A 25234-nucleotide genomic window follows, 5' to 3' on the forward strand; every position below is an offset into this window, starting at 1 on the left:
CGATGAGCCACGCGCAGGAGCACGAGCAGACGGCCGGGCCCGCCCTGCCGCAGACCCGCACCGCACGCCACCGCCGGATCGTGGACATCCTCAACCGGCAGGCGGTGCGCTCGCAGAGCCAGCTGGCGAAGCTGCTCGCCGACGACGGGCTCACCGTCACCCAGGCGACGCTCTCCCGGGACCTGGACGAGCTGAACGCGGTGAAGATCCGCAACACCGACGGCGACCTCATCTACGCGGTGCCCAGCGAGGGCGGTTTCCGCACCCCGCGGGCGCCGCTCGGGGAGTCGGCCAAGGAGGAGCGGATGCGGCGGCTCTCCGCGGAGTTGCTGATCTCCGCGGAGGCGTCGGCGAACCTCGTGGTCCTGCGGACCCCTCCGGGGGCGGCGCAGTTCCTCGCCTCGGCGATCGACCAGGCGGAGCTGCACGACATCCTGGGCACGATCGCGGGCGACGACACGCTGATGCTGATCAGCCGGGAGCCCGCGGGTGGGCAGGCCCTGGCGGATCATCTGCTGCGGCTGGCCCAGAACGGCAACTGAAGGAGGCGGTGCGGAGGTCTGCCGACTGCGGCCACGTCGTGGCTGTTCGCGCGGTTCCCCGCGCCCCCAGGGGGCTGCAGCCAGGGCGACTGCAGCGGCGCCCCGCCAACGCGGTGAGTGACAACGCCGGTACCTCGCTACAGCACCGGCCGGCTTTCCGCACCGGTCACCCCAACCACCCCGCCAATCCCCCCGTGCACCGCACCTCGTCCCCCGCGGTGATCAGCAGCGCCTCCACCCCCTCCAGCGACTCCAGCCACCGCAGCCCCTCCCGCGCCCCCATCGCGAACGCCGCCGTGGCCCAGCAGTCGGCCCACGTCAGCCGGGGTGCCACCACCGTCACGGACAGCAGGTCGGTCACCGCGGAGCGGCCGGTGCGCGGGTCGACGACATGCGCGCCGCGCTCGGCGGAACCGGACGTCGCCACGGCCAGCTCCGCCGCCCCCGCCGCCGAGACGACCGCCGCGAGCCCGCCCGGCCGCAGCGGGTCCGACACCCCGACCCGCCACGGTCGCGCCGCGCCCGGCGTGCCGAGCAACTGCACGTCCCCGCCGCCGTTGACGCTGACCCCGCTCGTACCGCCCGCCGCCGCGATCCGCCGCGCGGCGCGTTCCACGGCCCAGCCCTTGACGATCCCGGTCGGGTCGAGCCGTCCCTCGTACCGCGTGCTGAACCAGCCCTCGCTCACCCGCTCGGCCTCGGCGGCCAGCTCCAGCACCTCGGCGACCTCCGGAGCGCACGCGGCGACGGTCATCTCCCCGCGCGCCAGCCGGGAGATCTCGCTGCCGTCCCGGTAGGTGCTGAACACCTCGTCGGCCCGGTGCACCCCGGCGACCGCCTCGTCCAGTGCCGCCCGGACGGCCGCCGGTTCCCCGCCGCGGACGTCGAAGGAGAAGACGGTCCCCATCGCCTCCTCCACGTGACGCACCGCGGCGGGAGCCCGTGCGGAACCGGCTCCGGTGTCAGCCACCGGCCCGGTCCAGGGCGGACTGGAGGGACTGCTTGTATCCGGCGCTGGTGTAGGTGGCGCCGGAGACCGTGTCGATGTCGGCGGTGCCCGCGGCGACGGCCGCCCGGTTGAGCCTGGGCACGGCGTCGGCGGTGACCTGGTCGCTGCGGCCGCCCTTGGGCGCCTGGAGCGCCTCGGCGTCGGTGATCCTCCCGCCGCTGACGGTCACCCGGACCTGCACGGGCCCGTACTGGGTCTGAGCGGCGTCGCCGGTGAGCACCTGCGTGCCCTGTCCGGCGCCCGTGCCCGCGCCCTTCCCGGGGGCTCCGGAGCCGGCCGCCGCGGCCGCCTTGTCCAGCGCCGACTGGAGGGACTTCACGTACCCGGCGCTGGTGTAGGTGGCGCCGGAGACCGCGTCGATGTCGGCGGTGCCCGCGGCGACGGCCGCCCGGTTGAGCCTGGGCACGGCGTCGGCGGTGACCCGGTCACTCTGCCCGCCCCTGGGCGCCTGCACCGCCTCGGCCTTGGTGATCTTCCCACCGCTCACGGTGAGCCGGACCTGCACGGGACCGTACTGCGTACTGGCCGCGTCGCCCGTGACGGTGCCGGCGGCCCCGGCGCCCCGGCCGCCCTGCGGCGACGGTGCGGCCACGGGCGGAGCCGCGCCGCCCGCCGCCGAGGCGGAGCCCGGGTCGGACGCCGGTTTCAGCGACAGCAGCAGCACGATCCCGGACACGGTGGCGGCCCCGGCGAGCACGGCACGCCGAACGGGGTGGCTTTTCCTCATCTGTCCTGGACTCCTGATGTCTGTCCGTCGCTCACATCTCGAACGACTCGTGGTGGATACGGCGAGCGGGGACCCCCGCGCCGCGCAGTGCCTCGTACACCGACTGGGCGAAGCCGGGCGGCCCGCACAGGAAGACGTCGTGGCGCTCGACGTCCGGGATCTTCCGGGCCAGGGTCTCGGCCGAGATGTCAGGACGCTCCCCGTCCGGGCTGTTGACCGCGTACATCAGCCGGGCCCCGCGCTCGTCGGCGATCCCGGCCAGCTCGTCCCAGAGCGCCAGGTCCTGGGTGCTGTTGGCCCGGTAGAGCAGCGTGATGTCGCCGGACGCGCCGGGCAGCGTCTCGAACAGCGCCCGCATCGGCGTGATCCCGACCCCGCCCGCCACCAGCAGCACCTTGCCGCGGCTGCGGCGCTGGGCGGTCAGGGCGCCGTACGGGCCCTCCGCCCACACCCGGGTGCCGGGCGTCAGCTCACGCAGCCGGGCGCTGTGGTCGCCGATCGCCTTCACGGTGATCCGCAGCATGTCCGGGCGGGGCGCCGCCGACAGCGAGTACGGGTGCGAGCTGAACCGCATCCCCGGCGCCAGGAACCGCCAGCGGAAGAACTGCCCGGCCTCCGCGCCCATCCGGTGCAGCCGGCGCCCGCCGATGAGCACCGACACGATTCCCGGCGTCTCCTCGATCACCGCCTCCACCCGCATCCGGTGCCGCAGGTTGAGACGCAGGGGGGTCAGGACCCGGTACCAGAGGACCAGTGCGGTCACCGAGCCGTACAGGGCGTACCAGACGGTCCTGGCGACCGGTTCGACGGCGAAGTCGTTGCCGGTGGTCAGCTGGTGCCAGAAGGTCAGGAACACCGCCGCGTAGGTGAGCAGGTGCACGTGGTACCAGGCGTCGTACGGGATCCGGCGGCGGACGGGGCCGACGGACAGGAACCCGATGACGACCAGCAGACCGGTGCCGATGGCCGCCTTGCCCATGTCCGGCAGCTGGTTCACCGAGTCGACCGTCTGCGCGACGATGTCGCCGAGGCCCTTGCCGGCCTGTGCCGCGTACCCCCACATGATCAGGAAGACGTGGGCCAGGACCAGGCAGAGGGTGTAGCGGCCGGTCATGGCGTGCCAGCGGGCGACCCGGTCGGACCCGACGCGCCGCTCCAGCGCCGGCACCCGGGCCATCTGGAGCACCACCAGCGCCATGAGGTACCCGGCGAGCAGTCCGGTGATCCGCCCGGCGCCGAGGATCTTGCCGGCGTCGTCGGAGATGGCGGGCGTGTTGCGCCACCACAGCCACAACACGCCCGCCGCGCCCGCCCATACGGCGAGCAGCAGGGGGACGGCGGGGGAGCGGCGCGGACGGATGCGCCGCATCGTCTGACGGCGGGCGGCACGGCCGCCGGCGAGCGTGGTGGTCACGGTTCCTCCGTGGGGGACTCGGCCCTTGGCCTACAGATACGCGCCGTGCCGGGCGAGCGTTCAGCCCGTGCCGGTAATGCCCTCCGCTGATGCCGTCCGTGTTCAGTACCGGGTGACGGCCGTCGCCCCGTGCGAGGTGCCGATCGCGATGTGCGGTGCTTCCCCCGGCTCGGCCCACCGCAGGATCCGCCGCATGGCCTCCTTCGGCACCGACACGCAGCCGGCCGTCGCCCCGCGCCCCTCGACGTGCAGGAAGATGCCCGCGCCGCGGCCGCGCACCGGACTCTCGTAGTTGAAGCCGACGACCAGGGCGTGGGCGTACTGCGCCGGATAGGTGACCAGGTGCTCGGCCTCGGTGGCCCGGCAGTCGGCGGGAAGCGGCTCGGTCCAGCGGTTGTAGGAGCGGGAGGCGTTGTCCTGGCACCACCAGGAGTCCTCGTGGACCGGGCGGTACCGGTACGCCGTGCCGGGCGGCGCGGGCTCGGTGCCGAAGGCGTACGGCAGGTCGTACAGGCCGGTCGGGGTGGTGCCGGTGCCCTGGACGCGCGCCGGCCCGTCGGTGAGTCCGCCGGACCCGAAGCGGGCCGGCGCGGAACCGGCCGCCACCCAGCGCCCGTCGCGCCCGCCCACGTGGTCCCACCAGGTGACGGTCCCCGTGGTCGAGCCGGTGTCCGGCGCGACGGCGGTGATCAGCTGGGTGCCGCCGCCCGTGTCGGCCATCCGGGCCGGAAGCGGCGCGGGAGCGGTCCCGTCGGCGGGGGCGGCGCCGAGCAGGAGGAGGGAAGTGGACACGAGGGCGGCGACGGCACCGGGGCGCATGGTTCAGACGGTAGAGGGAGGCAGCGGCAACGGCAGCCCGGGGAGGCCGTCGATGCTGGAGGCGATGTGCTCCTTCTTGGTGAAGTACGCGCTGAGCGAGGCGTCGTCCTCCCGCGCGAACCGCTTGCCGTGCAGGTCCCGGTCGCTCTCGTAGGCCATGAAGGGGACGGCGTAGCCGCAGGTGTCGCGGATGAGTTCGGCGTGCACGACGATGACCGCGCGCAGTCCGTGCGCGGTGGTGTCGATGTCCGGGAAGTGGGTGAGCAGGTCCGGGAAGCGGGGGTCGTCGCGGAAGACCGGCTCGCCGCGGCCGTGCACCCGGACGATGTTCGGCGGGCCCTGGAAGGCGCACCACATCAGGGTGATCCGCCCGTTCTCCCGCAGGTGGGCGATGGTCTCCGCGTTGGAGCCCGCGAAGTCGAGGTAGGCCACGGTCAGTTCGTCGAGCACCGCGAAGCAGCCCGTGAGGCCCTTGGGGGACAGGTTGACCGTGCCGTCGCCGGCCAGCGGAGCGGTGGCGGTGAAGAAGAGGGGCTGGGCCTCGATGAAGGTACGGAGTCTGCCGTCTATGCGCTCATAAGTCTTTCCCATGTCTAACGATTATGGGGGTGCGGGGCGCCGTGGGCGGCGCCAACCTGCAAGATTGACGAAACATGCAGAGTTCTGCATACTCATGCAGGACAGTGATCGTACGGTGAGGAGCGACCCTAGTGAGCAGCAACAGCGGTGACGTCCGGCTCTGGGGCGGCCGTTTCGCCGACGGTCCCGCCGAGGCACTGGCGAAGCTGTCCGCGTCCGTCCACTTCGACTGGCGGCTCGCGCCCTACGACATCGCCGGTTCGCGCGCCCACGCGCGCGTGCTGCACCAGGCCGGGCTGCTCACCGAGGACGAGCTGACCCGGATGATCGCCGGGCTCGACCGGCTGGAGGCGGACGTCGCCGACGGCTCCTTCACCGGCACCATCGCCGACGAGGACGTCCACACCGCCCTGGAGCGCGGGCTGCTGGAGCGCCTCGGCCCCGACCTCGGCGGCAAGCTGCGCGCCGGCCGCTCCCGCAACGACCAGGTGGCGACCCTCTTCCGGATGTACCTGCGCGACCACGCCCGGACCGTCGGCTCGCTGATCGCCGACCTCCAGGACGTGCTGATCGGCCTCGCCGAGGCCCACCCGCACGTGGCCATGCCCGGCCGCACCCACCTCCAGCACGCCCAGCCGGTGCTCTTCGCCCACCACGTGCTCGCCCACGCCCAGGCGCTGGGCCGGGACGCGGAGCGGCTGCGCCAGTGGGACGAGCGCACGGCCGTCTCCCCGTACGGCTCGGGCGCGCTCGCGGGCAGCAGCCTCGGCCTTGACCCGGAGGCCGTCGCCCGCGACCTCGGCTTCGAGCGCGGCAGCGCCGGCAACTCCATCGACGGCACGGCTTCCCGGGACTTCGTCGCCGAGTTCGCCTTCATCACCGCGATGATCGGCGTGAACGTCTCCCGGATCGCCGAGGAGATCATCATCTGGAACACGAAGGAGTTCTCCTTCGTGACCCTGCACGACGCCTTCTCCACCGGCTCCTCGATCATGCCGCAGAAGAAGAACCCGGACATCGCCGAGCTGGCCCGCGGCAAGTCCGGGCGGCTGATCGGCAACCTGACCGGTCTGATGGCCACCCTCAAGGCCCTCCCGCTCGCGTACAACCGCGACCTCCAGGAGGACAAGGAGCCGGTCTTCGACTCCATCGACCAGCTGGAGGTCCTGCTCCCCGCCTTCACAGGGATGATGGCCACGCTCACCGTGCACCGCGAGCGGATGGAGGAGCTGGCCCCGGCCGGGTTCTCGCTGGCCACCGACATCGCCGAGTGGCTGGTCAAGCAGGGCGTGCCGTTCCGGGTCGCGCACGAGGTGGCCGGCGAGTGTGTGAAGGTCGCCGAGGCCGACGGCAAGGAGCTGGACGAGCTGACCGACGAGCAGTTCGCCAAGATCTCCGCCCACCTCACCCCCGAGGTCCGCACCGTCCTCGACGTCCCCGGTGCCCTCGCCTCCCGCAGCGGCCGCGGGGGTACGGCGCCCAGCGCGGTCGCCGTCCAGCTCGCCGAGGTGAAGGCGGACGTGGCCGCCCAGCACGCCTGGGCGGACGCCAAGAAGTAGCGGCCGGAAGCAACAGCCGGTGTGCCCGGAGGGCATCGCGGTTACGTTGGTCAACAGCTCAGCAGCCCAACCGCTTCAGCAGTCGACCGAACGGAGCCCGCGATGCCCTTCGCCCGTCTGGCCGCGGCGACCACCCCCACCTGTCACATCGGGCTGGGTCTCGCCGCCGTCGGCCGCCCCGGCTACATCAACCTCGGCCGCGACCGCGACCTCGGAGAGGACCGCACCGTCGAGGCGCTGCGCGAACGCACCCACGACCTCCTCGACGCCGCCTACGCGCAGGGCGTGCGCTACTTCGACGCGGCCCGCTCCTACGGCCGCTCCGAGGAGTTCCTGGCCGGCTGGCTCCGCGACCGCCCCGACGTCGACGACGTGGTCGTCGGCAGCAAGTGGGGCTACACCTACACGGCCGACTGGTCCACCGACGCCGAGAAGCACGAGGTCAAGGACCACGGCGTCGCCACCTACGACCGCCAGCGCGCCGAGACCGACGCCCTGCTCGGCGACCGGCTCGACCTGTACCAGATCCACTCGCTCACCCCGGACAGCCCCGCCCTCACCGACAAGGAGCTGCACGCCAGGCTGGCCGAGGCCGCCGCGCAGGGCAGCACCGTCGGCTTCTCCACCAGTGGCCCCGCCCAGGCCGACACCATCCGCGCCGCGCTCGCGGTGACCGTCGACGGCGAGCCCCTCTTCCGCACCGTCCAGTCGACGTACAACGCGCTGGAGACCTCCGCCGGACCCGCGCTGGCCGAGGCGCACGAGGCCGGGCTCACCGTGATCGTCAAGGAGGGCATGGCCAACGGCCGGCTCGCGGAGCCGCACGCCCCCGACGTCCTGAAGGCCGTCGCCGAGGAGACCGCCCTGGGCTGCGACGCGGTCGCGCTCGCCCTGGTCCTGCGGCAGCCCTGGGCCGGTGTGGTGCTGTCCGGCGCGGCGACCGTCAACCAGCTCGGCTCCAACCTGCACGCCGCCGTGGTCGACCTCGACGACGACCAGGTGGCACGCCTCGGCGTACTGGCCGAGGACCCGCACGCCTACTGGGCGCGCCGCGGTCAGCTGCCCTGGCACTGAGACCGCAGCCCCGCCGAAACCGCAGAACCCGTGACCGCCCGAGAGGTGAGTCACGCATGCCCGGGGTGATACGGCAATGTCTCATATGGGTTATCGTTGTCTCATGGCCGTCGATCGAGACCAGGTACTGCGCAGCGCCGCCGCCCTGCTGACCCGGAAATCCACCGCGACCATGGATGAGGTCGCCAGGGCCGCCGGCCTCAGCCGGGCCACCCTGCACCGGCACTTCGCCGGGCGGGACGCCCTCGTCCGCGCGCTGGAGTCGCTCGGCATCGCCGAGTGCGAGGCCGCGCTGAGAGCGGCCCGCACCGACGAGGGCCCGGCGGCCGACGCGGTGCGCCGGCTGGTCCGCGCGATGGAGCCCTCCGCCGGTTTGCTCGCCTTCCTCTACACCGAGAACCAGTTGTTCGAGGGCGAGGAGCAGAACGAGGGCTGGACCCGCATCGACGCCGGGCTCACCGAGTTGTTCCGCAGGGGCCAGGAGAGCGGCGAGTTCCGCATCGACCTCACCCCCGCCTGGCTCACCGAGGCGCTGTACGGCCTGCTGGCCTCCGGCGCCTGGGCGGTGACCGAGGGCCGCGTGGCCCGCAACGACTTCACCCACATGATCGTCGAGCTGCTGCTCGGCGGCGCACTCCGGAGAGAGGAACCATGACCCGCACCCTGCAGCCGGCCCACCCGACCGAGGCGGTGAAGCGCCCCGGCCGCTGGCTGGCGCTGTCCGTCCTGGTGCTGGCCGTGCTGCTGGTGGCCGTCGACGCGACCGTCCTCGGTCTCGCGACCCCCTACATCAGCGAGGACCTCGCGCCCTCCGGCACCCAGCTGCTCTGGATCGGCGACGTCTACTCCTTCGTCATCGCCGGCCTGCTCGTCTCCATGGGCAGCCTCGGCGACCGCATCGGACGCAAGCGGATCCTGCTCGTCGGCGCCACCGCCTTCGGCGCGATATCCGTCCTCAACGCCTACGCGCACACGCCCGAGGTGATGATCCTCGCCCGGGCCCTGCTCGGCGTCGCGGGCGCCACCCTGATGCCCGCCACCCTCGCCCTGATCCGCAACCTCTTCCACGACCCGCGCGAACGCAGCCTCGCCGTCGGCATCTGGGGCGCGGCGGCCTCCGCCGGCGCGGCGGTGGGTCCGGTCGTCGGCGGGTTCCTGCTGGAGCACTTCTGGTGGGGCTCCGTCTTCCTGATCAACCTGCCCGTGATGGCCGTCCTGGTCGTCGTCGGCGTCAGACTGCTGCCCGAGTCCCGCAACCCGAACCCGGGCCCCTGGGACCTGGCCAGCGTCGTCCTGTCCCTCATCGGCATGGTCGGCGTCGTGTACGCGGTCAAGGAGGCGGCCGCCCACGGGTTCGCCTGGGCCACGCTCGCCGCGGGCCTGCTGGGCGCCGCCGCGCTCTACGGCTTCGTCCGCCGCCAGCTGACCATGCCGGTCCCGCTGCTCGACATGCGGCTGTTCCGCAACCGCGGCTTCAGCGGCGCGGTCCTGGCCGACCTGCTGACCATCCTGGGCCTGTCGGGACTGGTGTTCTTCCTGTCCCAGTACCTGCAACTCGTCCAGGGCAGGGGGCCCTTCGAGGCGGGCCTGGCCGAACTGCCCGCCGCCGTCGGCGCGGTGGTGGCCGGGCTGATCGCCGGGCGCGCGGCCCGGCGTTTCTCGGTCCGATCCGTGGTCTCCGGCGGACTCGCCGCCGTCGGACTCGCGCTCGCCGCGCTGACCGTCATCGGCCAGCACACCCGCTACCCGCTGCTCGGCGCGGCCCTGCTGGTCGTCGGCCTCGGCGCGGGCTTCGCCTTCACCGTCACGGCCGACGTGATCCTCTCCAGCGTGCCCGGGGAACAGGCGGGCGCCGCCTCCGCGGTCTCCGAGACGGCGTACGAACTCGGCGCCGCCCTCGGCATCGCCGTGCTCGGCTCCATCGTGACCGGCGTCTACCGCGACTTCACCGGCCCCGCCGGCACCCCGGCCGCGGCCCACGAGTCACTGGGCGGTGCGGTGCACGCCGCCGCCGGGCTCCCGGCGCCCGCCGGCCAGGCACTGCTCGACTCCGCCCGGCAGGCCTTCGTCGACGGCCTGGCCCTCGCGGCGGGCGTCGGCGCCGCCGTACTCCTGGCCGCCGCCGCGGCGTCCTGGTACCTGCTGCGGGGCCAGCGCCTGGAGGACGGGGTGGAACACCCGTAGCGCCACGACACGGAAACGCGATGCGGCGGACCGCCCACCGGGCGGTCCGCCGCATCGCGTACGCGGGTCCGCGGCGCTACGCCGCCTTCGCCTTGCTCGCGTACATGTCCACGTACTCCTGGCCGGACAGCCGCATGACCTCCGTCATCACGGAGTCGGTCACGGCCCGCAGGACGTAGCGGTCGCGGTCCATGCCCTCGTAGCGGGAGAACTCCATCGCCTCGCCGAAGCGGACCGTGACCCGGCCCGGCCGCGGCAGGCCTGCGCCGCCCGGCTGGAGCTTGTCGGTGCCGATCATGGCGAACGGGACCACCGGGGCGCCGGTCATCAGGGTCAGCCGGGCGATACCGGTGCGGCCCCGGTAGAGACGGCCGTCGGGGGAGCGGGTGCCCTCCGGGTAGATGCCGAAGATCCGGCCCTCGTCCAGCACCCGCCGCCCGGTCATCAGCGCCGCGACCCCGCCCCGGCCGCCGTCGCGGTCGACCGGGATCATGCCGACGCCGGTGAAGAACCAGGCCATCAGCCGGCCCTTGAGGCCCTTGCCGGTGACGTACTCGTCCTTGCCGATGAAGACGACCTGCCGGTCGCAGACCAGCGGCAGGATCATCGAGTCGATGAAGGTGAGGTGATTGCCGGCCAGGATCACCGGACCCTCGCCCGGGATGTTCTCCACACCCTCCACCCGTGTGCGGAACATCAGGCGCATGATCGGGCCGAGCACTGCCTTGATGAACACGAAGCGGGACAACGGGCCCTCCGGTGTCGGGGATGCGGTATGAGTCTGTGCAGGTGAGGACATTACTCGGGCCCCGGGGGGTCACGCACCTCGGGTCACCCGGGTCTTACACGCCGTTGACGCGTGTTCACCTGCGGCGCGTGGGCGTTGCGCGGCGGTAACACGCACGCGGCGATGTGAGGCAGGTCGCGTCCGCGAGGACCGGGTCCGCAGCGCGGCCACGGCCCGGATCGAAGCACATCCGGGCCGCGCACCGGGTGAGGCGCGCCGCCCGGGTGCCGTCACGGAGCCCGTGCCCTTCGCCTACCCCGGCACGCCGCCGTCAAGCCGACGGCACGTCAGCGTCCGCGCCCCACACGACATCCCCGCGCACCCGCGTGTTCGGGCCGCGGTCTCCCGCTCGTCATGTACGCGCCCCTACGATCGGCCCGCACGGAACGGTCGACGGCAGGAGGGCCCCATGGGAACGCAGGAGTCGGACGAGCGGGCGGGCGGCGGCACCGGACGGCGGGCGCTCCTCGGGGCGGCGGTGCTCGGCGCGGGCGGGGCCGTACTGGGCCTGCCCGGGACGGCGAGAGCCGCCGACGCCCGGCACGGCGGCGGTGTGCAGAGCCTGCCCGTACCGACCGTCATCGGTCACCGCGGTGCCAGCGGCTACCGCCCCGAGCACACCTTCGGCTCCTACGAGCTGGCCCTGGACCTGGGCGCCGACATCGTCGAGGCGGGCGACCTGGTGCCCACCAAGGACGGTCACCTCGTCTGCCGGCACGAGCCGGAGATCGGCGGCACCACGGACGTCGCCGACCACCCGGAGTTCGCCGACCGCAAGCGCACCACACTGCTCGACGGGGTCTCCACGACCGGCTGGTTCACCGAGGACTTCACGCTCGCCGAGCTCAAGACGCTCCGCGCCACCGAGCGCATCCCGGCCAACCGCCCGCACATCACCCTCTACGACGGCCGCTGGGAGATCCCCACCTTCGAGGAGGTGCTCCGCTGGCAGAACGAGCAGACCCGCAAGCGCGGCAAGCAGGTCTGGATCTACCCCGAACTCAAGCACCCCACCTACTTCCGCAAACTGGGCCTGGGCACGGAGGAGCGCCTGGCACGGCTGCTGCGCAAGTACGGCAAGGACCGGAAGAACTCGCCCGTCATCATCCAGTCCTTCGAGCCCACCAGCATCCAGCGGATGAACAAACTCGTCGGCAACCCCCTCGCCGTCCTGCTGTCCGGCGCGAACACCCGCCCCTGGGACTTCGTCGAGACCGGCGACCCGCGCACCACGGCCGACCTCGTCACGCCCAAGGGACTGAAGGAGATCGCCTCCTACGCGCAGGGCATCGGCCCGACCCTTGACCTGATCATCCCGAAGGACTCCGCCGGGCGGCTCACCGAGCCGACGACGCTCGTCCGCGACGCACATCGAGCGGGCCTGATCCTGCACCCGTACACCATGCGCAACGAGAACCCCTTCCTTCCCGCGGAGTTCCGCAAGGGCGGCGACCCCGACGCCTACGGCGACGTCTTCGGCGCGTTCCGGACGTACTTCGCCACCGGCATCGACGGCATCTTCACCGACAACCCGGACACGGGTGTGCTGGCCCGCGAGGACTTCGTCAACGGCTGAGCGCACACACCCGGTTGGGGTGACCTTGGGCCGCCCGGGCAACCCGTCGCCCGGGCGGCCGCGTCGACGTGCATATGACGCACGACCTGCTCACCTCTCTGCGCCCCCTGCTCACCGCCGAGGCCTCGGCCGAGGCATATGCGTCCGGAACCGAGCCCGGCGACCTGGAACAGGCGGTCTGGCTGCGCCTGCTGGAACGCCTGGCGGCCGACGGCCCGCCCCCCGACCCGCACCGCTGGCTGCGCGGCGCCGTCCGCACCGAGGTCCGCCGTACCCGCCGCACGGCCCGCAACGAGCGGCCGTACGGGACCGAACCCGCCGGTGTCGCCGTGGACGCCCACGAGCCCGAGCGGCTTGCGCTTGCCGCGGCCCGGCACCGCGCGCTGCGCGACGCCGTGCGCCGGCTGCCGGGCCGCTGCCCCCGCCTGATGGAGGCCCTGTTGTCGCCCAGGGACCTCACATACCGGGAAATCGCGGGGGAGTTGGGTATCTCACAGGGCAGTCTTGGCCCGGAACGCTCCCGATGTCTGGGATGTCTGCGGCGATTGCTGACGCCGGAGGTTGCGGCCGGCTGAGGACGGGGATAGGAGTGGGGGACCACAGGTGATCAGGTGAGCGGGAGGCATGCGCACATGGGCATGAGCGTGACCATCTCGGCGGCGACCGAACAGGATGCCGAGCAGATCTTCCGGCTGCAGTACCTCTGCTTCCAGAGCGAGGCGGCGCTGTACGCCAACTACCGCATCGACCCGCTCGTCCAGACCCTGGACTCCGTGCGCGAGGAGGTCGCCGCCGACTGCGTCTTCGTGGCGCGGCTCGGCGACGAGGTCGTCGGCTCGGTGCGGGGGCGGGTGACCGAGGACGGGGCGGCGGCCATCGGCAAGCTCTGCGTCCACCCCCGCCTCCAGGGGCACGGCATCGGAGCCCGGCTGCTGCGGGCCGCCGAGTCCGCCCTGGTCGAGGAGCGTGGCGCCAAGCGGTTCCGGCTGCACACCGGGCACCGCAGCGAAGGCAACCTGCGGCTGTACCGCCGGGTCGGCTACGAGACGGTGGGGACCGCCGAGGGCACCGACGGCGTACCCATGATCGTCCTGGAGAAGCCGGCGGAGACGTACGCGACCACGGCCTGAGCTGCCGCCGGGTCCCGGCGACCGCTACGCGGTGCGGGCCCGGCGCAGCCAGTACAGGGCAGACAGCGGCAGCAGCACGGGAATGAAGAGGTACCCCATCCCGTAGTCCGACCACACGGTCGCGTCGGGGAAGGCCGACGGCTCCACCAGCGTCCAGGTGCCGACCGTCAGCACCCCCACCAGTTCGGCGGCGCAGCACACCTGCGCCGCCTTGCGGGCCGTCTCGCCGCCGCGCACCAGGGTGTAGGTGATGAACCCGTAGACGACACCCGCCAGGGCCGACAGCGCGTAGGCGAGCGGGGCCCGGTCGAACTCGGTGGCGATCTGGTACGCGGACCGCGACACCGCGCCGACGACCATCACGCCGTACAGCCACACCAGCAGGATGCCGGGCCCGCCGATCAGCCGCTGCCCGGTCCGCTTCTCCTGCGTGTTCTCCTGCGTGGCCACCATCTCAGCCTCCCCAGATGTCATACAGCCGGACCTCCAGGACGGCGAGGACGACCCCGCCGGCCGCGACCGTCACCGAACCCCAGCGGGTGCGCTCGGCCAGCGACATGAACCCCGCCGCCGGCACACAGGCGAAGGCGCCCAGCAGATACGCGACGAAGATCGTCGTGCCCTGCTCCGGATCCTCGCCCCGCGCCAGCTGCACGACGCCGACCACCAGCTGGATCAGCGCCAGCGCCGAGACCACGGCCATGCCGATGAAGTGCCAGTCCTTCGTCGGCTGGTCACGGTAGGCGGCCCAGCCGCACCAGGCGGCCAGCAGCAGTGCGGCGACGCCGGTCACCAGCGTCAGGACGTCAAGCATGGCAGCGAGCCTATTACGGCCCAAAAGGCCCGCCGTCCCCGGCCCCGGGGCCCGGCCGAGGCGCGGCTCTGCGCCGTCGGCATCCTCACCACGGCCCTCGTCGCCGCCGGCACGGGGACCGTGGCGTTGGCCACAACCCACCGGGCCGGCGAACTCGACGCCGACCTGGTGGTCACCGGCCTCCCGGCCTTGTCGGCACTGGTCACCGAGGGCGGAATCGAGATCACCGCCCGAGGCTGATCGGAATCCCTGGGACCGCCTGCTGTCCACCGCTGTCCAGTATCCGGACGGCGGTCTCCGGCCAGGGGCATACGTCTGCTTTACTGATCGGCATGAGCACCACGAGCGACCGCACCCCTGCGACCGAGGCGACGACGACGCCCGGTGCTCGTTGTATGTGCCGCCGAATGTGCGCCTTCTAGAGGGCCCCCGCACCACCTGAGCCTCGCGCCCCGAAGCGAGCGCCCGCTCATGCCCGCCCGCGCCCGACGCGCACGCGGCCCGAGCCACGCCCCGCGCACACGTTTCTCCCCGGTCCCACCGCCATGGCGCACCGCCACCGCGAGAACCGTGCCGCGTTCCGAAGGCCCCCAAGAACCCGAAGAACAACGCCCCGTGCCCGGCGCACACCACCGCGCCGCGCACTCGACAGTGACGGAAACCCACGTGATCACCACATCGGGCCTCACCAAGGTCTATCGTTCACGCGGCCGCGAGGTCACCGCCCTGGACGGCGTCGACCTGCACGTCCGCGAGGGCGAGGTGTACGGCGTCATCGGCCAGTCCGGCGCCGGCAAGTCTTCGCTCATCCGCTGCGTCAACCTCCTGGAGCGCCCCACCGCCGGCACGGTCACCGTCGACGGCCGGGACCTCACCGCGCTGGCCGGTCGCGGCCCCCGCGCGGGCCGGGAACTGCGGCAGGCGCGCAGCCGTATCGGCATGGTCTTCCAGCACTTCAACCTGCTCTCCTCGCGGACCGTGCGGGACAACGTCGAACTGCCGCTGGAGATCCTCGGGAAGTCGGGGAAGGAACGTTCCCGCAAGGCGCTGGAACTGCTCGACCTCGTCGGCCTCGCCGACAAGGCCGGTGCCTACCCCGCCCAGCTCTCCGGCGGTCAGAAGCAGCGTGTCGGCATCGCCCGCGCCCTGGCCGGCGACCCCAAGGTCCTGCTCTCCGACGAGGCCACCAGCGCCCTCGACCCGGAGACCACCCGCTCCATCCTCCAGCTGCTGCGCGACCTCAACCGGCAGCTCGGGCTGACCGTCCTGCTCATCACCCACGAGATGGACGTCGTCAAGAGCATCTGCGACTCGGCCGCACTCATGGACCGCGGCCGCATCGTCGAGTCCGGCACGGTCGGCGAACTCCTCGCCACCCCCGGTTCCGAACTGGCCGCCGCGCTCTTCCCGGTCGGCGGCGACGCCTCCGCGGAGGACCGCACCGTCCTCGACGTCACCTTCCACGGCGAGGCCGCCACCCAGCCCGTCATCTCCCAGCTCTCCCGCACCTACAACATCGACATATCGATCCTCGGCGCCGCCATCGACACCGTCGGCGGCCTCCAGGTCGGCCGGATGCGCATCGAACTGCCCGGCCGCTACGAGGACAACGTCGTGCCTGTCGGCTTCCTGCGCGAACAGGGGCTGCAGATCGACGTGGTGAACGAGACGCCGGACCCGGCCGGCGTCTCGACCGCGTCGGCCTCGCCGGTGAAGGAAGGTGCCAAGTGACCTGGTCGCAGATGCAGCCCCTGCTGGAGCAGGCCTCCTGGGAGACCCTGATCATGGTCGGCTGGTCCACCCTGATCGCCGTCGTCCTCGGACTTCCGCTCGGCGTGCTCCTCGTCCTCACCGACCGCGGCGGCCTGCTGCAGAACGTCCTGGTCAACAAGGTCATCGGGCAGATCGTGAACATCGGCCGCTCGATGCCCTTCATCATCCTCATGGTCGCGCTGATGAGCTTCACCCGCTGGGTCACCGGCACCACCATCGGCAGCGAGGCCGCGATCGTGCCGCTCGCCATCGGCGGCATCCCGTTCTTCGCGCGGCTCGTCGAGACCGCCGTGCGCGAGGTCGACGGAGGGCTCGTCGAGGCCGTCCAGTCCATGGGCGGCAACACCTGGACCATCGTCCGCAAGGTCCTGGTCCCCGAGGCGCTCCCCTCCCTGATCGCCTCCACCACCACCACGATCATCGCCCTCATCGGTTACTCCGCCATGGCCGGCACTGTCGGCGGCGGCGGCCTCGGCGACCTCGCCGTCCGCTACGGCTACCAGCGCTTCGAGCCCGGCTTCATGTGGATCACCGTCGCGCTGCTCGCCGTCGCGATCTCCCTCATCCAGTTCGCCGGCGACTACGCGGCCCGCACCCTGCACCGCCGCGGCGGACGCGGCGGAGCGGCGCCCGGGCTCCGGCTGCTCAGGGCCAAGGAGCCCGCCGCGGCCGACGTGAGCAAGGTCGCCTGACCGCACTCCCCAGACTCCCCGCCCCACCGGGACGGGGTCGCACCACCTCAGGAAAGGCACTTTTCGTGCGTAACACCGCCAAGTTCACCACCGCCGTCCTCGCCGTCGGAGCCCTCACCCTCGGCCTGACCGCCTGCGGCTCCGACAAGGACTCCGCCTCCGACACCTCCGGTCCGCTGGTCGTCGCCGCGAGCCCCACCCCGCACGCCGAGATCCTCGACTACGTCAAGGACAACCTGGCGAAGGACGCGGGCCTCGACCTCGAGGTCAAGGAGTTCACCGACTACGTCACGCCGAACACGGCGACGGAGGACGGCTCCGTGGGGGCGAACTACTTCCAGACCCAGCCCTACCTCGACGACTTCAACAAGAAGAACGGCACCCACATCGTGTCCGTCGTCGACGTGCACCTGGAGCCCCTCGGCCTCTACTCCCACAAGGTGAAGAAGGCCGACGACCTGAAGAGCGGTGCGACCGTCGCCGTCCCCAACGACACCGTCAACGAGGGCCGCGCCCTTCAGCTGCTCGCCGCCAACGGGATCATCACCCTCAAGGACGGCGTCGGCACCGCGGCGACCCCCTCGGACATCACCGAGAACCCGAAGAAGCTCGAGTTCAAGGAGCTGGAGGCGGCCCAGACCCCGCGCTCCCTGGACGACGTGGACGCGGCGGTCGTCAACGGCAACTACGCCATCGAGGCCGACCTGAAGCCCGCCCAGGACGCCCTCGTCCTGGAGAGCGCCAAGGGCAATCCGAACAGCAACCTCCTCGCCGTCAAGGAGGGCCACGAGGACGACCCGCGCGTCAAGAAGCTCGCGAAGCTCCTCAACTCGCCCGAGGTGAAGAAGTTCATCGAGGACAAATACGCGGGCGCCGTCCTGCCCTCCTTCTGATCCTCCGGCCGAGCCTCCCTGCGGACCGCCGTCCGGGCCGATCCCCGCGTCATCCACCGGGTCCGCTCCGTGCTCACGGGGCGGACCCGGTGGTGTGGTTGAGTGCTTTCATGCTGCATGCTGGGCAGTTCGAGCAGGCCCTGACGGTCACACAGGTTACGGAGCGGCGCATGACGAGCACCTTCCCCAACATCTCCATCAGCACGGAGCGGTTGGTGCTGCGCCCCCTCGACGAGGACGACGTCCCCGCGCTGGCCGCGATGATGAACGACGAGCAGGTCGCCGCCTGGACCCACGTACCCCAGCCCTTCACCGAGGACAACGCCGCCACCTGGATCGGCGAGTACGCCCCCGCCGAGCGCACCGCCGGCCGGGGACTCGACCTCGCCGTCACCGAGTTCCTCACCCAGCGGCTGGTCGGTGTCATCCAGCTGACCAAGACCAACTGGCACGTACGGGCCACCGAACTCTCGTACATAATCGCCCCCTGGGCCCGGGGTGAGGGGTACGCGTCCGAGGCGGCCCTCGCCACCGCCCAGTGGCTCTTCGGCGACCAGAAGTTCGAACGCGTCGAGCTGCGCACCGCGGCCGACAACACCGCCTCCCAGCAGGTCGCCCAGAAGATCGGCTGCATCAGCGAGGGTGTCCTGCGCGGCGCCTGTATAGCCCGCGTACGCACCGAGGACGGCGTCTGGACGGACGTACGCACCGACTTCATCGTGTGGAGCCTGCTGCCGGAGGACCTGGAGGGCACCACCGGGCAGCTGACCGACACCGATGGTTTCACCACCTTCACGGACTGGAACTGACAGACGGGGCCGACCGGCGCCACCACCCCGGACCCAGGCCGCACCAGGTACGCTCACGGGGCGCACCCGTGACGGTACCGCGACCACGACCTGCGAAAACCCTGGAGACTGACGACGATGGCCGACCGGGTCACGGTGATCGGCTGGGACGGTTCGCCACTGACCGCCGCGGCACGCTCAGCACTGGGTGCCGCCACCCTCGTGGCCGGCGCCGCCCACCACCTGGCACTTCCCGAGGTGCCGCCCGCCGCCGAACGCATCCGTCTCGGGAGCGTCGCCCTCGCCGCCCGCCGACTCGCCGCCCATCGCGGTACGACGGTCGTACTGGCCGACGGCGACCCCGGCTTCTTCGGCGTCGTACGCACCCTGCGGGCCCCCGAGTTCGGCCTGGAGGTCGAGGTCGTCCCCGCCGTCTCCTCCGTGGCCGCCGCCTTCGCCCGCGCCGGGATGCCCTGGGACGACGCCCATGTGGTCGTCGCCCACCCGCGCACCCTGCGCCGCGCGGTGAACGTGTGCCGGGCCCACACCAAGGTCGCGGTCCTCACCTCACCGGGCGCAGGACCGGCCGAACTCGGCCTGCTGATGGAGGGCGTCCACCGCACCTTCGTCATCTGCGAGGAACTGGGCACCACCCGCGAGCGGGTCACCGTCGTCACCTCCGACAAGGCCGCCGACCACGCCTGGCGCGACCCGAACGTCGTGATCGTGGCGGGCGGCAGCGCCGGTCCGGCCGCCGCGGGCGACGGCACCGGCTGGATCGCCGGCCGCGACCCCGCCACCGGCCCGCGTGGCTGGTCGCTGCCCGCCTCGGCCTACGGCGGCGAACTGGGCGAGGGCGAGACCGACCTGCTGCGCACCGCCCAACTCGCCCGGCTCGGTCCGCGCCTCGGCGACCTCGTGTGGGACATCGGCTGCGGCAGCGGCGCCTTCGCCACCGAGGCCGCCCGCGGCGGCGCCGCCGTCATCGCCGTCGACCGGGACCGGGACGCATGTGCCCGCACCGAGGCCACCGCACGGCATTTCGGCGTCCAGCTCCAGACCGTGCACGGCAACGCCCCGCACATCCTGGAGAACCTCCCCGAACCGGACGTGGTCCGGGTCGGCGGCGGGGGAGCGGCCGTGGTCTCCGCGGTCGCGGACCGCCGCCCGCAGCGCATCGTGGCGCACGCCGCGACCCGCGACGCGGCCGAACTCGTGGGCAGGGACCTGACGGAGCACGGGTACCGCGTCGAGTGCGCCCTGCTGCAGTCCGTCGGACTCGACACCCGGGCCTGGACGGAGACGGAGCGGAGCGTCGCGTTCCTGCTCAGCGGAGAGATCGTGCGGCGCGAGGCCGCCCGCTGAGGTCCCGCCGTGACCGCGCCCCGTGATCGGTTGTTCATACCGCGCGGGGTAGGCTGGCGGATTGTTGTACCGCATGCGGACACCCGGCAGTTCGTCGGTCGATGTCCGTAAAAACCCGCACCTTCGGGGGCGGGTGTGGTACGGCAGAACCGGAGGACGCGCAACGTGGCGCAGTCCACAGCGGGCCGTCGCGGATCAAGCTGTCGTGGCGGGGGAACGACCGCGACAATGCCACTCAATGGCTTTGTCGTCATTTCCCGCGGGTCGTTCGTGCCGCTGGGCATGCCCGCTCGTTCTTCACTACGGGCGGTCGGTGCGCCGTCCCGGGTGAGCTGGTCGTAGAAGCACTAACCGATGGGCGAGGGGTTACGCATGACCGACACCGGCCAGATCCCGGGCGAGGGGCTGCCGGAGAACGCAGGCATGGTGGAGCAGCCGGGCGTCCCCGCACCCGGCGCGTACACCTACCTCTCCGAGACCACCGCCGAGGACGAGGACCTGTTGTTGCTGCCGGGAGCCCAGAGTGCCTGGGGCAACGAGGTCGCGCCGCCGGCGCCGGAGCCGGTCGTCGAGGCCGTGCACCAGCCCGGCCCGCACGAGATGTCCGGCCGTGACAGCGGTTCGGTCGACCTCGGCGGCGTCCGGCTGCCCGATCCGGCGCAGGACCCCGCGTCCGCCCCGGCCCCGCCGCGCAGGCCCCTCCACCTCGGTCCGCCGATCCCGGACACCTCCGCCAGCCCGGTCCGCTCCCTCGCCGACCGCGGCCCCGCCGACGTGCCGGTACGGCATCCGGGCCCGCCGACCGCGGGGCCCGAGTACCTCGACGTGCCGCAGGCCGCCGTGCCGACCCCGCAGGCGGCGGCCCCCTGGGGAGCGCAGGCGGCGCCGCAGGCCGAGGAGGCCCCGGTGAACGCCGGGGCGGGGCATGCGGAAACGGTTGTTCCGGTACCGCAGCAGCAGCAGTCGGCCGAGCCGGTGGGCGCGGCCGAGGCGCTCGTGACCCGCGTGGCGACGGAGGCCGTGGCGGCGACCGGCGGGACGTCCGGGGGCCCCGGCGAGCCCGGCGAACCGCAGGAGGCTCCCGCGCCGGAGGCGGTCTCCGCACCGCAGGAAGCGCCCGTACCGCAGGAGGTGGCGCCGACCGACGCGGAGCAGGCGACCACCCCCGCGGAGGAAGCCGTACCGGATCCCGAGACGGCCCCCGCCGAGCCCATGGACCCCGCGACCCCTGTGACCGAGTCTGTCCAGGCGGCGGCCGAGGACCACGCCGGGCCCGAGCAGACGCCGGGGGAGCCGGTGGCCCAGGTGGCCCAGCTGGTCCCCGCGGAGTCGGCTCCGGAGGAAGCCTCGGCGCAGACACCGGCGCAAGCCCCGTCGGAAGCCCCGCAGGCACTCGGCGAACCCCCGGTGGGCAACACCCCGGAGGCCCCCGAGCCGCAGGAAGCCCCGCCCTCCCCGGCACCCGAGCCCGAGCCCGGCGACGTCCAGGCGCCCGGCGCGTCGGTGTCCGTCGCGGAACCCGCGCCCGTCGCGGCACCCGAGGCGGTCGTGCCCGAAGCGGTCGCGCCCGAGCCGTCCCCGGTTCCGGAGCAGGCTGCTCCGGTCCAGGTGGAACCCGGACAGCCGGAGGCCCGGCCCGCCCCGGAGGAAGCGCCGGACGCGCAGCCGGACGTCCTGCCCGCGCCGGAGTTCGCCGTCCCCCAGCCGTCCCCGGCAGCCGGTCCGGAGCCGCAGGCCGTCGAGGCCCCCGCACCACAGCCGGCCCAGGGCCCCCAGTCCCTCGTGGACGCCACCATGCCCCAGGAGCAGGAGCAGGAGCAGGAGCAGGAGCAGGAGCAGGAGCAGGAGCAGGAGCAGGAGCCGACAGCCGTGGCCGACGGCGCGGCGGAGCCCCTGCCCGCCGCGGCCCCCGCCCTCCAGGAACCGCAGCCCGCCCAGCCCGTGGCCCAGTTCATGCCCGTCGACGGCGGTCAGGTGCCCACCACCCCGCACCTCGCGCCCACGCCCCCGGAGGCGGTCCTGGTCCCGCCGGCGGCTCCGGCAGCGGAGCCCGTCGCCGCGGCCCCGGTGGTCGAGGACGCCGCGGCCGGGGTACCGGCGCCGCGCGAGGCCGATCCCGAAGTCGTCCAGAGCGTCGACGACCTGGACACCCGGGGCGCCGGCGAGGACGACCACGTGACCGAACCCGCCGAACCCGCCGAAGCGGGGGCCCCCGACGCGCAGCCCGCCCCCCAGGAAGACCCGCACGACGTGAGCACGCCTGCGGCCGTGGCAGCCCGGCAGCCCGCCGGCCCGGCGGCTCCCGCCTACGACGACGCCGAGCGCGAGGCCGTACTGAAGGTCATGCGCGAGCGCCGCGACATCCGCAACGGCTTCCGCAGTGACCCCATCCCGCACGAGGTGCTGCTCCGCGTTCTTGAGGCCGCGCACACCGCGCCGTCCGTCGGTCACTCGCAGCCCTGGGACTTCGTCGTCATCCGCTCCGCCGACACCCGGCGCGCGATGCACGAACTGGCGATGCGTCAGCGCGACGCGTACGCGAAGTCGCTGCCCAAGGGCCGGGCCAAGCAGTTCAAGGAACTCAAGATCGAGGCCATCCTCGACACGCCGGTCAACATCGTCGTCACCGCCGACCCGACCCGTGGCGGCCGGCACACCCTCGGCCGCCACACCCAGCCGCAGATGGCGCCGTACTCCTCCGCGCTCGCCGTCGAGAACCTGTGGCTCGCAGCTCGCGCCGAGGGCCTCGGCGTCGGCTGGGTCAGCTTCTTCGACGAGCGCGAGATGGTCCGCGCCCTCGGCCTGCCCGAGCACCTGGACGTCGTCGCCTACCTGTGCGTCGGATACGTCGACGAGTTCCCGGACGAGCCCGAGCTGATGCAGGCCGGCTGGTCCAAGCGCCGCCCGCTGTCCTGGGTGGTGCACGAGGAGACGTACGGCCGTCGCGCCCTGCCCGGCGAGGCACCGCACGACCTGCTCGCCGAGACCGTCGCGCAGATCCGCCCGCTGGACGCCAAGGCGCTCGGCGAGGCCTGGGAGCGGCAGAAGCGCATGACCAAGCCGGCCGGCGCGCTCGGCATGCTGGAGATCATCTCCGCCCAGCTGTCCGGACTGTCCCGGCAGTGCCCGCCGCCCATCCCGGAGCCCGCGGCCGTCGCCGTCTTCGCCGGTGACCACGGAGTGCACGCCCAGGGCGTCACCCCGTGGCCTCAGGAGGTCACCGCCCAGATGGTGGCCAACTTCCTGGGCGGCGGAGCGGTCTGCAACGCCTTCGCCACCCAGGTCGGCGCCGAGGTGTGTGTCGTGGACGTCGGTGTCGCCACCGACCTGCCCGCGACGCCGGGCCTGCTGCCCCGCAAGGTCCGCGCGGGCACCTCCGACATGACCACCGGCGCGGCGATGACCCGCGAGGAGGCCAAGCAGGCCATCGAGGTCGGCATCGAGACCGCCCGCGACCTGGTGGCTGCGGGCAACAAGGCGCTGCTCACCGGCGAGATGGGCATCGCGAACACCACCGCGTCCGCCGCGCTCATCTCCGTCTTCACCGGTGCCGACCCGGCCGAGGTCACCGGCCGCGGCACCGGCATCAACGACGAGACGCTGGCCCGCAAGACCGAGGTCGTCCGCCGCGCCCTCGAACTCCACCAGCCGGACCCGGCCGACCCGATCGGGGTGCTCGCGGCGATCGGCGGCTTCGAGCACGCGGCCATGGTCGGCCTGCTGCTCGGCGGTGCCTCCCTGCGCACCCCGGTGATCCTGGACGGCGTCAGCGCCGGTGCCGCCGCCCTGGTGGCCCGCGCGATCGCCCCCGAGGTCCTCGCGGCCTGCATCGCCGGACACCGCAGCGCCGAGCCCGGCCACGTCGCCGCGCTCAACAAGCTGGGCCTGCGTCCGTTGGTCGACCTCGACCTCCGCCTCGGCGAGGGGACGGGCGCGCTGCTCGCCCTGCCGATGGTGCAGAGCACGGCACGGGCGATGCACGAGGTGGCGACGTTCGACTCGGCGGGCGTCACCGAGAAGTAGCCGAGAAACTGCCGAGCAGCTGCCGGGAACAACCGAACGGCCGAGAAGTACGCGAAGCAGCCGTCGCACGACGCGGGGCCCGGGACCACGGTGCCGGGCCCCCGCCGGGGCCGCCGTGCTCCCAGCCCCACCCGGCGACCGGGGTCCATCCACCGGACTGGTGGTCCACCCACCGGACCACCCGGGCCCCGCCCGCCACCCCGCCGTAAAATCCGCACGTCAGCGACACCGCCGCAAGAGGAGCCGTCCCCTCATGGCCGAACACCCCGCCTACCCCGTAGGCCTCCGCCTCGCCGGCCGCCGCGTGGTCGTCCTCGGCGGCGGGCAGGTCGCCCAGCGCCGTCTCCCGGCCCTGATCGCGGCGGGCGCGGACATCCGCCTCGTGTCTCCCGACGCCACCCCCTCGGTCGAGGCCATGGCGGACTCGGGGGAGATCACCTGGGAGCGGCGCCCGTACACCGAAGGCGACCTCGCAGACGCCTGGTACGCCCTGATCGCCACCAGCGACACCGGGGCCAACAACGCCGCCTCCGCCGAGGCCGAGCGGCACCGCGTGTGGTGCGTCCGCTCCGACGACGCCGACCGCGCCACGGCCTGGACCCCGGCCACCGGACACAGCGAGGGCGTCACCGTCGCCGTGCTCACCACCGACGCGCGCCACCGCGACCCCCGCCACACCGCCGCCATCCGCGACGCGGTGGTGGAGGGCCTGCGCGACGGCACCCTCGTCGCCCCGCACCGGCGCATCCGCACACCCGGCGTCGCCCTGGTCGGCGGCGGCCCCGGTGACCCCGACCTGATCACCGTCCGCGGCCGCCGCCTGCTCGCCGAGGCCGACGTCGTCATCGCCGACCGGCTCGGCCCCCGCGACCTGCTCGCCGAACTGCCGCCGCACGTCGAGGTCATCGACGCGGCCAAGATCCCGTACGGACGCTTCATGGCCCAGGAGGCCATCAACAACGCGCTGATCGAGCACGCCAAGCAGGGCAAGGCGGTCGTCCGGCTGAAGGGCGGCGACCCGTTCGTCTTCGGCCGGGGCATGGAGGAGGCCCAGGCGCTGGCCGAGGCGGGTATCGCCTGCACCGTCGTCCCCGGCATCTCCAGCTCCGTCTCGGTCCCCGGCGCGGCCGGCATCCCGGTCACCCACCGGGGCGTCGCCCACGAGTTCACCGTGGTCAGCGGGCACGTCGCCCCCGACGACGAGCGCTCCCTGGTCGACTGGGCGTCCCTGGCGAAGCTGACCGGCACCCTCGTGATCCTGATGGGCGTCGACAAGATCGGCAGGATCGCCGAGACCCTCGTCGCGCACGGCAAGTCCCCCGACACCCCGGTCGCCCTCGTCCAGGAGGGCACCACGGCCGCCCAGCGCCGGGTGGACGCGACCCTCGCCACCGTCGCCGAGGTGGTCGTCGCCGAGGAGGTCAGGCCGCCCGCCGTCATCGTCGTCGGCGAGGTCGTCGCCGTAGGCCCGCACGGGACGGTGTGA

Annotated in this window: 23 protein-coding genes and 1 pseudogene; 16 read left to right on the forward strand and 8 right to left on the reverse strand. The window is 73.0% G+C overall.

Annotated elements, in window-relative coordinates; genetic code table 11:
- Positions 1-2 precede the first annotated feature (2 nt).
- Positions 3-542, forward strand: a complete 540-nt coding sequence (locus ACZ6IM_RS11945) for an arginine repressor (RefSeq protein ID WP_052837796.1) — start codon at positions 3-5, stop codon at positions 540-542.
- 166 nt (positions 543-708) lie between these two features.
- Here the strand turns inward: ACZ6IM_RS11945 and ACZ6IM_RS11950 are convergent, their stop codons facing one another.
- The 5 genes from ACZ6IM_RS11950 to ACZ6IM_RS11970 form a co-directional block, all read right to left on the reverse strand.
- Complete coding sequence (locus ACZ6IM_RS11950) at positions 709-1449, reverse strand: FAD:protein FMN transferase (RefSeq protein ID WP_469556413.1); 741 nt, start codon at positions 1447-1449, stop codon at positions 709-711.
- A gap of 55 nt (positions 1450-1504) precedes the next feature.
- Complete coding sequence (locus tag ACZ6IM_RS11955) at positions 1505-2278, reverse strand: FMN-binding protein (protein WP_469556187.1); 774 nt, start codon at positions 2276-2278, stop codon at positions 1505-1507.
- Between the two features lie 31 nt (positions 2279-2309).
- Positions 2310-3692 carry a ferredoxin reductase family protein gene (locus ACZ6IM_RS11960; protein ID WP_052837799.1) on the reverse strand — a complete coding sequence of 461 codons (1383 nt, stop codon included), beginning with the start codon at positions 3690-3692 and terminating at the stop codon, positions 2310-2312.
- Positions 3693-3794: 102 nt separating this feature from the next.
- Positions 3795-4511 carry a L,D-transpeptidase family protein gene (locus tag ACZ6IM_RS11965; RefSeq protein ID WP_052837800.1) on the reverse strand — a complete coding sequence of 239 codons (717 nt, stop codon included), beginning with the start codon at positions 4509-4511 and terminating at the stop codon, positions 3795-3797.
- A 3-nt stretch (positions 4512-4514) separates the two neighbouring features.
- The gene (locus ACZ6IM_RS11970) at positions 4515-5102 is read right to left on the reverse strand and encodes a pyridoxamine 5'-phosphate oxidase family protein (protein ID WP_052837801.1); all 588 of its coding nucleotides are present in this window, start codon (positions 5100-5102) and stop codon (positions 4515-4517) included.
- A gap of 119 nt (positions 5103-5221) precedes the next feature.
- Between ACZ6IM_RS11970 and argH the strand changes: the two genes are divergently transcribed.
- The 4 genes from argH to ACZ6IM_RS11990 all read left to right on the forward strand — a co-directional run bounded on the left by argH (position 5222) and on the right by ACZ6IM_RS11990 (position 9907).
- Positions 5222-6649 (forward strand): argininosuccinate lyase, encoded by a 1428-nt coding sequence (gene argH, locus ACZ6IM_RS11975; RefSeq protein WP_469556190.1) that lies wholly within the window; start codon positions 5222-5224, stop codon positions 6647-6649.
- A 102-nt stretch (positions 6650-6751) separates the two neighbouring features.
- Positions 6752-7723, forward strand: a complete 972-nt coding sequence (locus ACZ6IM_RS11980; protein ID WP_052837803.1) for an aldo/keto reductase — start codon at positions 6752-6754, stop codon at positions 7721-7723.
- A gap of 103 nt (positions 7724-7826) precedes the next feature.
- Complete coding sequence (locus ACZ6IM_RS11985; RefSeq protein ID WP_469556193.1) at positions 7827-8378, forward strand: TetR/AcrR family transcriptional regulator; 552 nt, start codon at positions 7827-7829, stop codon at positions 8376-8378.
- Positions 8375-9907, forward strand: coding sequence for an MFS transporter (locus tag ACZ6IM_RS11990; protein WP_052837805.1), 1533 nt, complete (start codon positions 8375-8377; stop codon positions 9905-9907). The genes ACZ6IM_RS11985 and ACZ6IM_RS11990 overlap by 4 nt, the downstream gene beginning before the upstream one ends.
- A gap of 76 nt (positions 9908-9983) precedes the next feature.
- Here the strand turns inward: ACZ6IM_RS11990 and ACZ6IM_RS11995 are convergent, their stop codons facing one another.
- Positions 9984-10655 carry a lysophospholipid acyltransferase family protein gene (locus tag ACZ6IM_RS11995; RefSeq protein ID WP_052837806.1) on the reverse strand — a complete coding sequence of 224 codons (672 nt, stop codon included), beginning with the start codon at positions 10653-10655 and terminating at the stop codon, positions 9984-9986.
- A gap of 448 nt (positions 10656-11103) precedes the next feature.
- On the opposite strand from ACZ6IM_RS11995, the gene ACZ6IM_RS12000 reads away from it, so the two are divergent.
- From ACZ6IM_RS12000 to ACZ6IM_RS12010, 3 genes are all read left to right on the forward strand, one after another.
- Positions 11104-12270, forward strand: coding sequence for a glycerophosphodiester phosphodiesterase (locus ACZ6IM_RS12000; RefSeq protein ID WP_469556196.1), 1167 nt, complete (start codon positions 11104-11106; stop codon positions 12268-12270).
- A gap of 74 nt (positions 12271-12344) precedes the next feature.
- Positions 12345-12845 (forward strand): sigma-70 RNA polymerase sigma factor region 4 domain-containing protein, encoded by a 501-nt coding sequence (locus ACZ6IM_RS12005; protein WP_052837808.1) that lies wholly within the window; start codon positions 12345-12347, stop codon positions 12843-12845.
- A gap of 57 nt (positions 12846-12902) precedes the next feature.
- The gene (locus ACZ6IM_RS12010; RefSeq protein ID WP_052837809.1) at positions 12903-13400 is read left to right on the forward strand and encodes a GNAT family N-acetyltransferase; all 498 of its coding nucleotides are present in this window, start codon (positions 12903-12905) and stop codon (positions 13398-13400) included.
- 24 nt (positions 13401-13424) lie between these two features.
- Here ACZ6IM_RS12010 and ACZ6IM_RS12015 read toward each other — a convergent pair whose 3' ends face one another.
- Positions 13425-13853, reverse strand: coding sequence for a hypothetical protein (locus ACZ6IM_RS12015; protein WP_469556198.1), 429 nt, complete (start codon positions 13851-13853; stop codon positions 13425-13427).
- Position 13854: 1 nt separating this feature from the next.
- A complete protein-coding gene (locus ACZ6IM_RS12020; RefSeq protein WP_052837811.1) occupies positions 13855-14214 on the reverse strand; it encodes a hypothetical protein in 360 nt (119 codons plus the stop codon).
- Between the two features lie 102 nt (positions 14215-14316).
- On the opposite strand from ACZ6IM_RS12020, the pseudogene ACZ6IM_RS12025 reads away from it, so the two are divergent.
- The 8 genes and pseudogenes from ACZ6IM_RS12025 to cobA all read left to right on the forward strand — a co-directional run.
- Positions 14317-14454, forward strand: a pseudogene (locus ACZ6IM_RS12025) (HAD family hydrolase); the annotation flags it as partial.
- Between the two features lie 426 nt (positions 14455-14880).
- Positions 14881-15945, forward strand: a complete 1065-nt coding sequence (locus tag ACZ6IM_RS12030; protein ID WP_052837812.1) for a methionine ABC transporter ATP-binding protein — start codon at positions 14881-14883, stop codon at positions 15943-15945.
- On the forward strand, positions 15942-16679 hold the full coding sequence (locus ACZ6IM_RS12035) for a methionine ABC transporter permease (protein ID WP_052837813.1): 738 nt from the start codon (positions 15942-15944) through the stop codon (positions 16677-16679). The genes ACZ6IM_RS12030 and ACZ6IM_RS12035 overlap by 4 nt, the downstream gene beginning before the upstream one ends.
- Positions 16680-16744: 65 nt before the next feature.
- The gene (locus ACZ6IM_RS12040) at positions 16745-17572 is read left to right on the forward strand and encodes a MetQ/NlpA family ABC transporter substrate-binding protein (protein WP_052837814.1); all 828 of its coding nucleotides are present in this window, start codon (positions 16745-16747) and stop codon (positions 17570-17572) included.
- A gap of 170 nt (positions 17573-17742) precedes the next feature.
- Positions 17743-18381 (forward strand): GNAT family N-acetyltransferase, encoded by a 639-nt coding sequence (locus ACZ6IM_RS12045; protein ID WP_052837815.1) that lies wholly within the window; start codon positions 17743-17745, stop codon positions 18379-18381.
- Positions 18382-18498: 117 nt separating this feature from the next.
- Positions 18499-19725, forward strand: coding sequence for a precorrin-6y C5,15-methyltransferase (decarboxylating) subunit CbiE (cbiE, locus tag ACZ6IM_RS12050; RefSeq protein ID WP_469556203.1), 1227 nt, complete (start codon positions 18499-18501; stop codon positions 19723-19725).
- A 372-nt stretch (positions 19726-20097) separates the two neighbouring features.
- Complete coding sequence (cobT, locus tag ACZ6IM_RS12055) at positions 20098-23748, forward strand: nicotinate-nucleotide--dimethylbenzimidazole phosphoribosyltransferase (RefSeq protein WP_469556205.1); 3651 nt, start codon at positions 20098-20100, stop codon at positions 23746-23748.
- Between the two features lie 253 nt (positions 23749-24001).
- Positions 24002-25234, forward strand: coding sequence for a uroporphyrinogen-III C-methyltransferase (gene cobA / locus ACZ6IM_RS12060; RefSeq protein ID WP_469556208.1), 1233 nt, complete (start codon positions 24002-24004; stop codon positions 25232-25234).

This window comes from Streptomyces sp. NPDC042336 (assembly GCF_055581985.1).

Bases quoted from the DNA above. Each gene is read 5' to 3' on its own strand.
- ACZ6IM_RS11950 (WP_469556413.1), bottom strand. From the start codon at position 1,449: ATGGGGACCGTCTTCTCCTTCGACGTCCGCGGCGGGGAACCGGCGGCC.
- ACZ6IM_RS12010 (WP_052837809.1), top strand. From the start codon at position 12,903: ATGGGCATGAGCGTGACCATCTCGGCGGCGACCGAACAGGATGCCGAG.
- cbiE (WP_469556203.1), top strand. From the start codon at position 18,499: ATGGCCGACCGGGTCACGGTGATCGGCTGGGACGGTTCGCCACTGACC.
- ACZ6IM_RS11980 (WP_052837803.1), top strand. From the start codon at position 6,752: ATGCCCTTCGCCCGTCTGGCCGCGGCGACCACCCCCACCTGTCACATC.
- cobT (WP_469556205.1), top strand. From the start codon at position 20,098: ATGACCGACACCGGCCAGATCCCGGGCGAGGGGCTGCCGGAGAACGCA.
- ACZ6IM_RS12005 (WP_052837808.1), top strand. From the start codon at position 12,345: ATGACGCACGACCTGCTCACCTCTCTGCGCCCCCTGCTCACCGCCGAG.
- ACZ6IM_RS11945 (WP_052837796.1), top strand. From the start codon at position 3: ATGAGCCACGCGCAGGAGCACGAGCAGACGGCCGGGCCCGCCCTGCCG.
- ACZ6IM_RS12045 (WP_052837815.1), top strand. From the start codon at position 17,743: ATGACGAGCACCTTCCCCAACATCTCCATCAGCACGGAGCGGTTGGTG.
- ACZ6IM_RS11955 (WP_469556187.1), bottom strand. From the start codon at position 2,278: ATGAGGAAAAGCCACCCCGTTCGGCGTGCCGTGCTCGCCGGGGCCGCC.
- ACZ6IM_RS11985 (WP_469556193.1), top strand. From the start codon at position 7,827: ATGGCCGTCGATCGAGACCAGGTACTGCGCAGCGCCGCCGCCCTGCTG.
- ACZ6IM_RS12020 (WP_052837811.1), bottom strand. From the start codon at position 14,214: ATGCTTGACGTCCTGACGCTGGTGACCGGCGTCGCCGCACTGCTGCTG.
- ACZ6IM_RS12015 (WP_469556198.1), bottom strand. From the start codon at position 13,853: ATGGTGGCCACGCAGGAGAACACGCAGGAGAAGCGGACCGGGCAGCGG.
- ACZ6IM_RS11970 (WP_052837801.1), bottom strand. From the start codon at position 5,102: ATGGGAAAGACTTATGAGCGCATAGACGGCAGACTCCGTACCTTCATC.
- ACZ6IM_RS11965 (WP_052837800.1), bottom strand. From the start codon at position 4,511: ATGCGCCCCGGTGCCGTCGCCGCCCTCGTGTCCACTTCCCTCCTCCTG.
- ACZ6IM_RS11990 (WP_052837805.1), top strand. From the start codon at position 8,375: ATGACCCGCACCCTGCAGCCGGCCCACCCGACCGAGGCGGTGAAGCGC.
- cobA (WP_469556208.1), top strand. From the start codon at position 24,002: ATGGCCGAACACCCCGCCTACCCCGTAGGCCTCCGCCTCGCCGGCCGC.
- ACZ6IM_RS12000 (WP_469556196.1), top strand. From the start codon at position 11,104: ATGGGAACGCAGGAGTCGGACGAGCGGGCGGGCGGCGGCACCGGACGG.